Below are 13314 nucleotides of genomic sequence, written 5' to 3'. Positions count from 1 at the left end.
TTATGAATGGCTTTCTCTTACCCGTAACAGAGGGGAATGGGTATCGGTTATCACCTCTTTCTTAATAAAGTAGCTGCGGAAGTAACTAATCACTTTCGATGTAATGACAATCGACAAAATGGAACCGAGCACCGGGATCAACCCAATGGTAAAAAGGCTTAATAAAGCAACGGCCAAATCAAAAAGAAAGTTCGTTTTGCCTGGATCAATCCCGTATCGTTTTTGCAAAAACAATGCGACAATATTTGCGCCACCGAGAGAAGCTTGTTGCGAAAATAAAAGCGACAGTCCGCAACCGATGAGCGCACCGCCAACAATCGCTCCTGTCAGTAACGGAACAGAGAAAGCAGGTAGCCATAGATCAATGGCGATAATGCCGCTCAATACCGATACAGACAACATGGTGACTACGGTAAAAGAAACGCCCATTTTTACAAACGAAAAAATGTAGAAAGGGATATTAATAAGGAAAAATAATAAAGCGAGTGGTAGCGGTGTAATATGGGTTAAATTTAAAGAAAGTCCAGCGATGCCACCAGTAACTAGTCCGGCATGGCGCAATAACAAAAGTCCACTCGCAGCTAATAAACAGCCAATAAAAATAAAGATACTTTTTTTCAATGTAATCGTCTCACCTATTCTTTTAATCATATTTTCATTATATAAGAATCACCCGGGTTTTTATATATCAACTAGCAGGATGATCGAATATATGATTTAATAAATGAAGGTATTTCTAATAAGGTATCTTCATTTTGAAGGAGTGATACAATGGATAAAATGGATCGTGAAATTTTGCGTTTGCTACAAGAAGATGGAAGAATGACAGTGAGTGATTTATCAAAAGCCTTGTCACTTAGCCGACCGAGCATGTCGGAGCGATTGCATCGGTTACGAGAGAGGGGTGTGATCGAAAAATTCTCTGCTCGAGTGTCATTAGACAAGATCGGAAAAGCGATGCTTGTGGTCATTCAAGTAGGCGGCTTGAAAGTGTCTCTACAGGCGTTCGAAGAGGTGATTCAGACTGAGGAAGCAGTAATTGAATGTCATCGGGTAACGGGAGAGGTAAGCTATTTCTTGAAAGCAGCTGTAGCGAATGTGCATGAGTTAAGAGAACTAATTGATCGACTTGTTCCTTTTGGGACGATTAACACGTCAACCGTGCTTCATTCTCCAGTGCATGAGCGAATGCTTTTGCCGGAAGTGTAAAAGAGAGGAAAGGAAAATGGGCAGGGCAATCGCATTAGAACTTTCTAAATGTCGCCCCTATGGGGCGATAAACAAAAAAATAGAGAGAGGAAGTTTACTCCCAGCTTAAAAAGAATTTTTCTCCAACACACAACTAGAAGAAAAGAAGCGATGGAAGCGACTATCAAAGCATAGCAAACGTTCGGGGAAGAGATGGGCGGTGTTTTTATCTAGATTTTACGATAGGCAATAAATGTGCAAAGAGGAGAGGATCATTTGAAGCATAGCTCAAAGGGTCCTCTCTTTATATTACGATAAAAAAATAGTTTTCAAAATGCGTTCATGATCATAGTGAAAACGATAAACAAACGTGTATAATAGAGAGAGCTACGCATGACATAAAACGGATCGGGAGTGTGAGACAAGCATGGCAAAGCGCATTTTGGTCGTTGATGATGAACCGTCGATTGTCACACTATTAACATATAACCTAGAACAAGCTGGTTATAAAGTTGTCTCAGAGAATGATGGTCTCGCAGGATTTGAGCGAGCGAAAAGTGAGACGTTTGATATGATGGTGCTTGACTTAATGCTGCCGAATATGGATGGGATTGATGTTTGCAAGCAATTGCGGCAGGAAAAAGTCTTTACACCCATTTTAATGTTGACGGCGAAGGATGAGGATTTTGATAAAGTGCTAGGGTTAGAGCTTGGCGCAGATGATTATATGACAAAACCTTTTTCTCCGCGTGAGGTCGTTGCCAGGGTGCGCGCGATTTTACGGCGCGTAGATCATGAGCAAGCAGGAGAACGTAGCGAAGAGGAAGATGAGAAGAAGCACTTTGCAATCGGTCAATTAATGATTTATCCAGACCATTATGAGGTGTATCAAAGAGATAAAAGGCTCACGTTCACACCGAAAGAGTTTGAATTGCTCACCTTTTTAGCTTCAAATAAAGGACGGGTACTCACACGCGATCAATTGTTAAATGCGGTGTGGGATTATGAATTTGTTGGCGATACGCGTATCGTTGATGTACATATTAGTCATTTGCGGGAAAAGATTGAGCGTGATTCGAAAAAACCGGTGTACATTAAAACGATCCGCGGGTTAGGTTATAAATTAGAGGAACCACGCACGGATGAATAAACTGCGTAATCGTTTAATTTGGGCATTGATGCCAGTCATTGTTGTCGTGTTGCTCGCACTTGGATTATTGCTCGGTTATTGGCTGAATGACCGCTATACGGAGTTGCTATCAGAGCGAATTGAACAGGAAGCGACGCTTGCAGCCCATATGATTACGGAGGTGGGATTCCCAACCGCAGCGGATGCAGGTGAAGTGGCACGTGAACTGGGTGAGGTGTTAAGTGCGCGTGTGCGATTGTTCACCGCTGATGACGATGTAATAGCAGACTCATGGGAAGGAGAGCAACCTCCACTTGAAGCAGAAATGCGGTACGGGGTCTCATCCATTTATGAAGGGGAGCAACGCGTAGGTTATGTGCAAGTTGGGGTATTGTCATCATCGTTGTCAGCGCTGAACCAGGCTGGCTGGTGGGCCATTGGGGGGAGCTTCTTTTTTGCGATTGTCATTATGACGATGTTAATTATTAAAATTACCCGGCAGATGGTTCAGCCGATTGAAGACGCAACGAAGGCGGCCATTCGCTTAGCAGAAGGTGATTACAAAATTCGTACGTACGAAGTCGGTAATCACGAGCTTGGACTGCTAGGTCGTTCAATTAATGTGCTTGCCTACAATTTGCAACAACTATCACGGCGGCACCAAGCACAACAAGAACAAATGGCGACACTCATTGATCACATGGGGAGCGCCCTGTTATTTATGGATGTCCGTGGTGATATCGTCATGCTAAATCAAACGGCAGAACACGTTTTTGATGTGCGCAGTAGTGACTGGCTCGGACAACCTTATCATAAAGTGGTAGATAGCGAGTCGCTTGTGCAATTTATTCAATCGATTTATTCAAGTGAGGAAAAAAGCAGGGAACAAATTGAATGGACAAAACATTTTTACACACGCACATACGACGTATATGGTGCACCGGTGTTGACGAAATCTGCGCGTTTGCGAGGAGTAACAATTGTCCTTCATGATGTGACAGAACAAAAGAAATTAGAACAAGTGCGCAAAGACTTTGTGGCAAATGTGTCGCATGAATTAAAAACACCAGTAACGTCTATTAAGGGATTTGCGGAGACGTTGCTAGATGGTGCGCTACAAGAGGCTCAGTTGGCGGAACAATTTACCGAGATTATTTGGAAGGAAAGTGACCGTTTACAAACACTAATTGCAGATTTACTTGAGTTATCGCATATCGAGCATGCGCATTTTGCGTTAAAACTTACGCCAGTTGTGTTAGCAGACATTGTTGATGAGGTGAAGACGCTACTTTTAGCAAAAGCAGAAGAAAAAGACATTCACCTATCCGTCGTAACGGACGGGGATACGACGATCGAAGCGGACCCGCAACGCGTGAAACAAATTTTGCTAAACTTAACAAGCAATGCGATTGCGTATACACAACCAGGTGGACAAGTGACCATGACGATACAAGAAAAAGAGGATCATGTATTGTTGCAAGTAGCAGATACCGGGATTGGCATTGCAGCAGAAAATCTCGCACGCGTATTCGAGCGCTTTTATCGTGTTGATCGCGATCGGAGTCGTCATTCTGGTGGAACGGGTCTTGGCTTAGCGATTGTGAAACATTTGGCTGAAGCGCATCAGGCGAAGATTGCCGTTGAAAGTATGTTAGGGAAAGGTTCGACATTTACGGTGACATTTTTGAAAAAGCACCGGTAGCACAGCTTGTTTTCACTTGTCAGTCAGTGTATAATGAGTGTGTAAGGGCATATACTAAAAAGACCAGTCGACGTTTGCCGTCAACTGGCATGTGTTGCATATCCGTAGAGCTGGCGCCAAAGGTTGTATGAATAAGCCTCAAGAGCCGTGAACTCATGTAGAGGGCTTATTCGTCTTTTTCTTTATCGACGAACGACAACATCCGGATGACTAGCATCGCAAACAAAATCATTAGCGACAGCGTCTCGTATGCTGACATGCGCATCACCTCCTTTCAAAGGAGATGGCGCCAGCCCTCATGTGGGTATGCAACTTGTTATATTATAACTCAACTTTCGCACCTCAAATCCGGCATGTAAGCCTTGATATAAGTGGGTAACCCAGCAATCCAATGTGAGAGTTGACTTTTGATCAATCGCTGCGCGCGCTTACCGATCTTATCAAGAGCGTCATGAAAAAGCTCGAGTAACTGTTGCAACGCAACAGCCCAATCAAGCGCCTGCATCTCATCACAGAGATCATAAAATACACCACCCAGTGTCCGATTGTCATTGTGGCAACGATTCTGCCAAGATAACACGATATATCTAGTAAAAACAATGGTTGTGTGGCTAATAAGAGAGTCGTACGAACGCCCTTGAAACTCCTTTTGCAAACGTAGGAGCGACTTCGTCGTCTTGAAGAATACTTCTATATCCCAACGGATCCCGTAAGTCTGGATAATTTCCTGTTCAGAAAGGCTGTGGTCTGTACTCAAAATAGCCAGCCATTCGCGCTTGTTATTTCGATTGCGCACAAAAACAACTTTAACAGCGACACCGTTTGCCATCGTTGTTGTAATGACGCGTAAAACGCCCTTCTTCTCTGGAAGTGGCGTTGCACGGTGATAAAGCTCCTTCAAGGATAGCATTTTACCGTTTACTTGATAACGCTGTTGTGAATTCTTCACCATACCGATGACATCAATTCCTTGATCTACAATTGCTTTGATCAATGGCTGTTGAGTAAACCACGAGTCCATTAAAACATAGGAAGCCTGAATTCCTTTCGATAATGACCGTGCAATCATGCCAGGGAGTTGTTCAGGGGCAGATTGAAGAGCTTCTTTCCGTCGATTATAACCAGCACTACGTTTATCAATATCTTTGTTGATGCCATTGATGATAGATTTTTTTGAACTCAGTAGTGAAAAATCAATAGGTATAAAAGTGTTCCCATCGGACCAACCGAGTGTAAGCATACGAAATCCTTTATAAAAGCGATTTTTAGTGGAAGAATGATCAAAACAACGGGCAAGCAGTTCGACCCTTTTACTGCGATTGCGGTCATATGAAGAATCGTCCACAATCAAGACCTTGGGACGATCATTTGATGTCAATGCGCTGACTTTTTGAATGACAGCTGTACTGAGCGATAAAAGAAACTTTCTCCAAGCAAACTTTGGATAGTTTAAAAAGCGATATATAGCGTCTTTTCCAGGAAAATCTTCACGCTTCTTTGAAGTGAAAAGCGCAAACCAATTTTTTTGGTGGAAAATGAGCGCGAATACAAGGCGAAATAAAACATTACAGCTAAACCCAAAGTTCTTCCGAATACCTGATTGACGCAAATGCTTTGTCATTTCTAGCTCCGATAATACAACATTAATTTCATTTGGGAGTTGCTCATTTACATGCCTTTCAGTTATCATAGAGAAAGCACCTCTTCTTTTTGGTATTGGGTTTAGTCAACTCTATTATACCTAAAAGAAGTGGTGCTTTTCATGTTTCAAGTACTGATGTCAAGGTGCATATTTCATAGGCCGGCAGGCCTTGGTATAACTGAAACTCAAAGCATTTTTTGTCTGCGAAAGTTGAGTTATAACATAAAGATCGCGCAATTGCGGTCTTTTTTTTGCTTTGGCACAAACTTCTTCCATTCTTTTTTCTGAGTGAACTATGGTACAATAGGAAAGTAGAAAGAGGTGGAAGTCGTGAAAAAAATCGTATTAGTCGATGGGAACAGTATTGCCTATCGCGCCTTTTTTGCTTTGCCATTATTAAATAACCAAAAGGGTGAGTATACAAACGCTGTATATGGCTTTACAACGATGCTTTTAAAAGTGTTAGAGATGGAAAACCCAACGCATATGCTTGTGGCGTTTGATGCAGGAAAAGAGACGTTTCGTCACCAAACGTACGCGGCGTATAAAGGAACACGACAAAAGACACCTTCAGAATTGTCAGGACAAATCCCGCTTATTCATGATATATTAAAAGCATTCTCTATCCCCCGCTACGAAGCCAAGTCTTACGAAGCGGATGACATTATTGGGACGGTTGCCCGTCGTGCTGCTAAAGAGGACTATAAAGTTGTTGTCGTTACTGGCGATAAAGATTTATTACAACTCGTTGATCAGAACATAGAAGTTGTTTTAACGAAAAAAGGAATGAGCGAAGTCGATCGTTATGACGAGGCAGCGATTCATGAACGATACGGACTCACACCAACACAAATTATTGATTTAAAAGGACTAATGGGCGATTCATCCGATAATATTCCAGGTGTACCTGGTGTGGGTGAAAAGACAGCTTTAAAATTACTTGCGCAGTTTGAAGATGTCGAAACGGTGCTCGCCTCGATTGATCAAGTATCAGGAAAGAAATTGAAAGAGAGATTGACAGAAAACCAGGAGCAAGCCCGTTTAAGTAAAAAACTCGCAACAATTTGCACCGATATGCCGCTAGAAGAAACATTGGACGCTTTTACGTATACGGGTTACGACGAGGAGCAGGTAAGAGCGGTATTCCGTGAACTCTCTTTCCACTCGCTATTAGAGCGAATTGGACAAGGTGAAGCGCCTGAAGAAAGTTCCGACTTTGCACCGCTACCTTATGAAGTCGTAAAGAAACCGGAAGAGAAACACTTTGCCAGTCCGTCTGCGCTCGTGGTCGAAATGTTTGCGGAACATGAGCTGCAAGGCGACCTCATTGGAATGGGCGTGGCAAATGAAAATGGCCGCTTTTTCTTTCCGGTAGATGTTGCGCTCTCATCCTCGTTGTTTCAAGATTTCATTACATCGGCAACGGTGGAAAAATGGTTGTTTTCGGCTAAGCAGTCGATTGTGGCCCTTGAAAAAAGAGGATTATCTCTGCAAGGGGTGACATTTGATTTACAAATGGCTTCTTACTTACTCGATCCATCTGTTAGCGCCGAGGAAGTTGGCGATGTCGCTCACCGAAAAGAGATGAAGGTCGTTCGCTCAGATGAAGCTGTTTATGGAAAAGGAGCAAAACGCCACATCCCTGATGAAGACGAGCTTTCAGAACATGTGTGTCGCAAAGCAAGTGCGCTGTATGAGTTGAAGCCACTACTTGCAAACGAACTGGCTGAAAACAAGCAGGACGAATTATTTTATGAGTTGGAAATGCCGCTTTCACTAGTGCTTGCAAAAATGGAGTGTACAGGAATTAAAGTCGACATTGCGCAGTTAAAAGCAATGGGTAAAGATTTATCAGCGCGGATTGCTGTGCTTGAAAGGGAGATTCACGCCGAAGCAGGTGTTTCATTTAACATCAACTCTCCAAAACAAATGGGCACAATTTTATTTGAAACACTCGCCTTACCGCCAGTGAAGAAAACAAAAACGGGCTACTCAACGAGTGCGGATGTATTAGAAAAGTTACGTGATGCGCATCCGATCATTGAATTAATTTTGCATTACCGTCAACTTGTGAAATTACATTCAACATACATTGAAGGTTTACTTAAAGTAGTCGATGCAACGACGCATAAAGTGCATACGCGCTTTAATCAAGCATTGACGCAAACAGGGCGGTTGTCATCGGCAGATCCAAATTTGCAAAACATCCCGATTCGTTTAGAAGAAGGAAGAAAGATCCGTAAAGCTTTTATAGCTTCGAAACCAGGATGGAAAATTGTCGCTGCAGACTATTCACAAATTGAATTGCGTGTCCTTGCCCACATATGTGGGGATGAAAACATGAAGCGCGCCTTTCTTGAAGATATGGATATCCATACAAAAACAGCAATGGATGTATTTGGTGTGTCAGAGCAAGATGTCACTTCAGCAATGCGCCGGACAGCAAAGGCAGTAAACTTTGGAATTGTTTATGGCATCAGTGACTATGGTTTGTCGCAAAACTTGGGGATCTCTCGGAAAGAGGCCAAAGATTTTATTGACCGTTACTTGGTCAGTTACCCTAAAGTAAAAGAATACATGGAAGATGTCGTTACCAAAGCACGGAAAAAAGGTTACGTTGAAACATTGCTTGCAAGAAGACGTTACTTGCCGGAGTTAAATAGCCGCAACTTTAATCAACGGAGTTTTGCGGAAAGAACTGCACTCAATACGCCAATTCAAGGGACAGCTGCCGATATTATTAAGATGTCGATGGTTCAGATGGATAAACGCTTGCAAACCTCCCCACTAGCCGCAACCTTGCTTTTACAAGTACACGATGAGCTGATTTTTGAAGTAGCTGAAGACGATGTAGCGTCGTTAAAAGCACTTGTACTAGAAGTGATGGAGCATGCATTGCCGCTAGACGTACCGTTGAAGGTAGATGTATCCAGCGGTGCCTCATGGTATGATGCGAAGTAGGTCATGAATATGAATGGGAATTAAGGAGTAAAGAAGATGCCAGAGTTACCAGAAGTAGAAACGGTTCGTCGGACATTGACCGACCTAGTCGTTGGCAAATGTATTGCAACGGTCGATGTTTATTGGCCGAAAATGATTAAAGCGCCTGATGATGTACGTGCATTTACAGTGCAGCTTAGCGGGCAGACGATTGAAGCAATCCGGCGGCGAGGAAAGTTTTTATTGTTTGATTTAACGGATGATGTGTTGTTGTCACACTTGCGGATGGAAGGGCGCTACCGGCTCGCTCTTGATGGTGAAGAGCGGACAAAGCATACACACGTCGTATTGACGTTTACGGATGGTAGTGCACTTCACTATGCGGATGTACGAAAATTTGGGACGATGCACTTACGAAAGAAAGGAACAGAAGAAAGTTTGCCACCATTAGCCGACCTAGGGGTGGAGCCATTTTCACCTTCATTTACTGCGGTGCTATTACAAAACGCATATATAAAAACGAACAGAGCGATTAAAACAGCGTTGCTGGATCAAAAGACGGTCGTTGGATTAGGCAATATTTATGTGGATGAAGCATTGCATCGCGCGCGCATCCATCCTGAGAGGCAGGCGTCGTCTTTGACAGCAACAGAATTTAATGTGTTGCATAAACACATTGTCGCAACGCTCACAGAAGCAGTAGAAGCCGGTGGGAGTTCAATCAAGTCATACGTAAATGGTCAAGGAGAGATGGGCTTCTTTCAACAGCAGCTTGCTGTATATGGGCGCAAAGGTGAACCTTGTCATACGTGTGCGACCCCACTTACGAAGACAGTGGTCGGTGGACGCGGCACACACTTTTGTACGCATTGCCAACAGTAACGTTGACAACACCCTCCCCGTATACTATGGGCAACGACCAAATAGGTAGGAGGGTTTCCCTTGATACCACTTATGATGCTCGCAGTTGCAGTGAGCTTGGATAGTTTTGGGGTTGGGTTAACGTACGGGCTACGGCGGATTAAAATTCCTCTCGTGTCATTGTTTTTCATCGGTTTATGTTCGGCTGTGTCTGTATTATTGGCAATGGCCATGGGCAGTGGGGTTGCGGTGTGGCTCTCTCCTCATGTCGCAGAAATGCTCGGTGCACTCATTTTGATTGGGCTTGGCGTATGGGCGCTCGTACAAACGTATCGTCCGAAGTGTGAGACGGAATCTGTAGACTTAAATGCCATTTTAAAAGACCCAGCGCGAGCTGATATGGATCGTTCGGGTACGGTCATTGGAAAGGAAGCTTTTTTACTCGGGTTTGCTCTTGCCCTTGATGCGTTTGCTGCTGGCGTGGGCGCAGCGCTTATCGGTTTTTCTCCGCTCGGTTTAGCAGGAAGTGTCGCAGTGATGGGGGCGTTATTTGTCTTTTTAGGTATGAAGTGCGGCTACCTCTCTTCCAAAGTGGTTTGGCTACAACGATTATCTTTCGTACCCGGTATCATGCTCATTTTGTTAGGAATTGCCCGGCTATAGCTTGAGTAAGAGGAGTGGAATTTGGTTTATGAGAATTGGATTGACTGGTGGGATTGCGAGTGGAAAATCGTTGGTTTCACGCATGCTTGTGGAACTAGGAATACCAGTTGTTGATGCGGATGTTGTTGCGCGGCAAGTCGTTGTTCCTGGTGAACCCGCGTATAAAAAAATTGTGGATGCATTTGGTGCCGATATTTTACAGGCAGACGAGAAAATTGATCGCAAAAAGCTTGGCGAAATTATCTTTTCAAATAAATTGCAACGGGAAACATTAAACAAAATTGTTCACCCAATTGTGAGGGAGACGATGCAAAAAGAGGCACAGCAATATGAGCAAGAAGGTCATTCAATTGTTGTGCTCGATATCCCGCTACTATATGAGAATAAACTTTTTTACTTAGTAGATACAGTCTGGCTTGTGTTTGTATCTGAACAAACACAGCTAGCACGCTTAATGAAACGAGATGGGCTCACCGAAGTGGCGGCACGCGCGCGTATGACTGCGCAATGTCCGTTGGCGCAAAAGCGTGAACGAGCAAATGTCGTGATTGACAATGAAGGACCAAGAGAAAAAACCTATGCGCAAGTCGAGCAAGCATTGGCGACGATCCGAAAAAAAACGGATTAGCGCCCTTTTTTTGTTCACTTCTAAAATGATGCACACTAAATAGGTTATTTGTGTTATACTATTAAAGAAGAACAACATAAAATGAAGGTACAATGATTACACGGTAAAGGAGTTTTGTTGATGAAAGCTACAGTGGCGATAAATGGGTTCGGTCGGATTGGTCGTATGGTATTTCGCAGAGCGATTTTAGAGGGGAAGACAAAAATCGTCGCCATCAATGCATCTTATCCTGCTGAAACACTGGCGCATATGATCAAATATGATTCAATTCACGGACCTTTCGTAGGCGATGTGCAGGCGGAGGAAGGCGCGCTGTACGTAAATGGACAAAAGATACAGTTGCTTGCTGAACGTGACCCACGCAAGCTCCCGTGGCGAGCGCTTGGTGTAGACATTGTCATTGAAGCGACAGGAAAATTTAAAACGCGTGAGACTGCAAGTTACCATTTAGAATCAGGTGCGAAAAAAGTGATTATAACAGCACCAGCAAAAGGTGAGGATGCCACAATTGTAATGGGTGTAAACGAAAGCGATTACAACCCACAAACAGACGCAATCTTGTCGAATGCATCGTGTACAACCAATTGCTTGGCACCAGTTGCGAAAGTACTTGAGCAGACGTTTGGTATTGAAAGTGGTATGATGACGACTGTGCATGCCTATACAAACGATCAAAAAAATATTGATAATCCACATAAAGATTTACGCCGCGCACGTGCCTGCGGACAATCAATCATTCCAACTTCTACAGGTGCCGCAAAAGCGATATCAAAAGTGTTACCACAACTAGAAGGAAAACTAACAGGGATGGCATTGCGTGTACCAACGCCGAATGTGTCACTTGTCGATCTTGTTGTGACGCTCAAGAAATCAGTGACAGTAGCGGACGTGAATCGGGCATTCGTGCAAGCGTCATCACGTGAGCTTGCTGGTATTCTTGGTTATACGGATGAACCGCTCGTTTCCATTGATTTCAATGGAGAAGCACAATCAGCCGTGATTGATGGGGCTTCAACGGCTGTAATTAATGACCGTCAAGTAAAAGTGCTTGCCTGGTATGATAATGAATGGGGCTATTCTTGTCGTGTCGTTGATTTAATGCATTATGTTGCAGCACAGATGCAACCGACAAGTGAAGTTCACTCTGCGTCTTAAGTCATAAAAATTAACGTGACCGCTTTCGTCTCTCCTTAATAAAGAGAATGAGAGCGGTAATCGTTTATGTGAGCATATACGTTTTTAAATTAAATAAAATCCTTCAATTAACTATTGTCATGGCGAAAGAAAACAAGTATACTGAATTCCGGTGAGTTTGTTCGGAACATGTGGATTCTCTTGAATCCATATCATCGGAATAAGCTTCCTATTATTTTAAAGCGGTTGTCGTTAAGTAAGTGCGCATGTTTGAGAACGCTTTAATTGCATGTGACCACGTGGCGATTAACCGCGAAAGTGAGGGGAAGAACAGTGGATACAATGGGTCGCCATGTCATTGCTGAACTTTGGGGTTGTAACACGGAGCAATTAAACGATCGACCAGGCTTGGAGCGGATCTTTGTTTCTGCTGCGTTGAAAGCGGGAGCGGAAGTGCGGGAGGTTGCGTTTCATGCATTTGCACCACAAGGTGTCAGTGGTGTCGTTATCATTTCTGAATCGCATTTAACGATTCATAGTTTTCCAGAGCATGGCTATGCAAGTATTGATGTATATACGTGCGGGACAGTCATTGATCCACATGTCGCAGTTGCCTATATTGCGGAATCGCTTGGGGTGACATCACAAGAAGTATTGGAGATTCCGCGCGGCAGAGGTCTTTCAGAGGCAGACGTAGGACGTGTAGGGCTAGGTGTCTAGCTTTGAAAACTTCATAAGCCCTCCCTCCCTCTATCTTGCAAATGCTGGAGGGCTTATAATGTTGACCAACGATACACAATCATATGCCTCACAATCTTTCATACCCACCCTTGCCAAGAGGGTGTTTTTTTATTATGATGAAAAGAGAAGTTTTTCGTCTTTCAATACGAGAAAATTGATATGTTATAGCATGGAGATGATGAGATGCGCTGCCCGAAATGTCAATACAACGGCACACGTGTGCTCGATTCCCGCCCAAGTGATGAAGGGCGTTCTATCCGCCGTCGTCGTGAATGCGAGCAATGTACAGAACGGTTTACAACTTTTGAAATTGTAGAAGAACCGCCCCTTGTTGTTGTAAAAAAAGACGGTATGCGTGAAGCATTTAGCAAAGAGAAAATGTTGCGTGGGTTAATCCGTGCATGTGAGAAACGCCCTGTACCGTTAGAAGCATTAGAAGAAGTGGTCACAGATGTTGAAAGAGCACTTCGCAACGAAGGAAAAAACGAAATTCAAAGCGATGTGATTGGCGAGCATGTTATGGAGAGACTCGCTCATATTGATGATGTGGCTTATGTACGTTTCGCATCAGTGTATCGGCAATTTAAAGACATCAATGTATTTATAAAAGAATTGACTGAGTTAATGAACAAAAGTGAGAGGAGCTAAAAGCGCGCTTACGGTGCTTGAAGCTCTTTTTTACACGA

Annotated in this window: 13 protein-coding genes; 10 read left to right on the top strand and 3 right to left on the bottom strand. The window is 43.5% G+C overall.

Going from position 1 to position 13314, the window contains the following annotated elements; all coding sequences use genetic code 11:
- The gene (locus NSQ26_RS08215) at positions 1-621 is read right to left on the bottom strand and encodes a YitT family protein (protein WP_499717812.1); all 621 of its coding nucleotides are present in this window, start codon (positions 619-621) and stop codon (positions 1-3) included.
- A 150-nt stretch (positions 622-771) separates the two neighbouring features.
- On the opposite strand from NSQ26_RS08215, the gene NSQ26_RS08210 reads away from it, so the two are divergent.
- From NSQ26_RS08210 to pnpS, 3 genes are all read left to right on the top strand, one after another.
- Positions 772-1209 (top strand): Lrp/AsnC family transcriptional regulator, encoded by a 438-nt coding sequence (locus tag NSQ26_RS08210; RefSeq protein WP_499717811.1) that lies wholly within the window; start codon positions 772-774, stop codon positions 1207-1209.
- A gap of 406 nt (positions 1210-1615) precedes the next feature.
- Positions 1616-2338, top strand: a complete 723-nt coding sequence (locus tag NSQ26_RS08205; RefSeq protein WP_499717810.1) for a response regulator transcription factor — start codon at positions 1616-1618, stop codon at positions 2336-2338.
- Positions 2331-4019: a two-component system histidine kinase PnpS gene (pnpS, locus tag NSQ26_RS08200; RefSeq protein ID WP_499717809.1), complete on the top strand. Its 1689-nt coding sequence runs from the start codon at positions 2331-2333 to the stop codon at positions 4017-4019. Before NSQ26_RS08205 ends, pnpS begins: the two co-directional genes overlap by 8 nt.
- Positions 4020-4185: 166 nt before the next feature.
- Here the strand turns inward: pnpS and NSQ26_RS08195 are convergent, their stop codons facing one another.
- Together NSQ26_RS08195 and NSQ26_RS08190 are read right to left on the bottom strand one after the other, a co-directional pair.
- Entirely contained in the window at positions 4186-4278 is a 93-nt protein-coding gene (locus NSQ26_RS08195) for a putative holin-like toxin (RefSeq protein WP_245700978.1), read from the bottom strand.
- Between the two features lie 69 nt (positions 4279-4347).
- Entirely contained in the window at positions 4348-5709 is a 1362-nt protein-coding gene (locus NSQ26_RS08190; RefSeq protein ID WP_499717808.1) for an IS4 family transposase, read from the bottom strand.
- 282 nt (positions 5710-5991) lie between these two features.
- On the opposite strand from NSQ26_RS08190, the gene polA reads away from it, so the two are divergent.
- The 7 genes from polA (at position 5992) to nrdR (ending at position 13276) form a co-directional block, all read left to right on the top strand.
- Positions 5992-8622, top strand: a complete 2631-nt coding sequence (gene polA, locus NSQ26_RS08185) for a DNA polymerase I (protein ID WP_499717807.1) — start codon at positions 5992-5994, stop codon at positions 8620-8622.
- 36 nt (positions 8623-8658) lie between these two features.
- Positions 8659-9483: a DNA-formamidopyrimidine glycosylase gene (mutM, locus tag NSQ26_RS08180; protein ID WP_499717806.1), complete on the top strand. Its 825-nt coding sequence runs from the start codon at positions 8659-8661 to the stop codon at positions 9481-9483.
- Positions 9484-9543: 60 nt separating this feature from the next.
- Entirely contained in the window at positions 9544-10125 is a 582-nt protein-coding gene (gene ytaF, locus NSQ26_RS08175) for a sporulation membrane protein YtaF (RefSeq protein WP_245700981.1), read from the top strand.
- A gap of 28 nt (positions 10126-10153) precedes the next feature.
- A complete protein-coding gene (gene coaE / locus NSQ26_RS08170; RefSeq protein WP_499717805.1) occupies positions 10154-10753 on the top strand; it encodes a dephospho-CoA kinase in 600 nt (199 codons plus the stop codon).
- 120 nt (positions 10754-10873) lie between these two features.
- On the top strand, positions 10874-11908 hold the full coding sequence (locus tag NSQ26_RS08165) for a glyceraldehyde-3-phosphate dehydrogenase (protein ID WP_090774523.1): 1035 nt from the start codon (positions 10874-10876) through the stop codon (positions 11906-11908).
- A 312-nt stretch (positions 11909-12220) separates the two neighbouring features.
- The gene (gene speD, locus NSQ26_RS08160; RefSeq protein WP_367576273.1) at positions 12221-12607 is read left to right on the top strand and encodes an adenosylmethionine decarboxylase; all 387 of its coding nucleotides are present in this window, start codon (positions 12221-12223) and stop codon (positions 12605-12607) included.
- Between the two features lie 204 nt (positions 12608-12811).
- Positions 12812-13276 (top strand): transcriptional regulator NrdR, encoded by a 465-nt coding sequence (gene nrdR, locus NSQ26_RS08155; RefSeq protein WP_090774524.1) that lies wholly within the window; start codon positions 12812-12814, stop codon positions 13274-13276.
- Positions 13277-13314: the final 38 nt, after the last annotated feature.

The organism is Bacillus sp. FSL W7-1360 (genome assembly GCF_038592975.1).
GTDB lineage: Bacteria > Bacillota > Bacilli > Bacillales > Bacillaceae_D > Shouchella > Shouchella lonarensis.
This window is presented reverse-complemented; position numbering and strand designations above follow the sequence as displayed.

Coding starts and splice junctions, on each gene's coding strand:
- NSQ26_RS08210 (WP_499717811.1), top strand. CDS start 772: ATGGATAAAATGGATCGTGAAATTTTGCGTTTGCTACAAGAAGATGGA.
- NSQ26_RS08205 (WP_499717810.1), top strand. CDS start 1,616: ATGGCAAAGCGCATTTTGGTCGTTGATGATGAACCGTCGATTGTCACA.
- pnpS (WP_499717809.1), top strand. CDS start 2,331: ATGAATAAACTGCGTAATCGTTTAATTTGGGCATTGATGCCAGTCATT.
- NSQ26_RS08195 (WP_245700978.1), bottom strand. CDS start 4,278: ATGTCAGCATACGAGACGCTGTCGCTAATGATTTTGTTTGCGATGCTA.
- NSQ26_RS08190 (WP_499717808.1), bottom strand. CDS start 5,709: ATGATAACTGAAAGGCATGTAAATGAGCAACTCCCAAATGAAATTAAT.
- mutM (WP_499717806.1), top strand. CDS start 8,659: ATGCCAGAGTTACCAGAAGTAGAAACGGTTCGTCGGACATTGACCGAC.
- coaE (WP_499717805.1), top strand. CDS start 10,154: ATGAGAATTGGATTGACTGGTGGGATTGCGAGTGGAAAATCGTTGGTT.
- NSQ26_RS08165 (WP_090774523.1), top strand. CDS start 10,874: ATGAAAGCTACAGTGGCGATAAATGGGTTCGGTCGGATTGGTCGTATG.
- nrdR (WP_090774524.1), top strand. CDS start 12,812: ATGCGCTGCCCGAAATGTCAATACAACGGCACACGTGTGCTCGATTCC.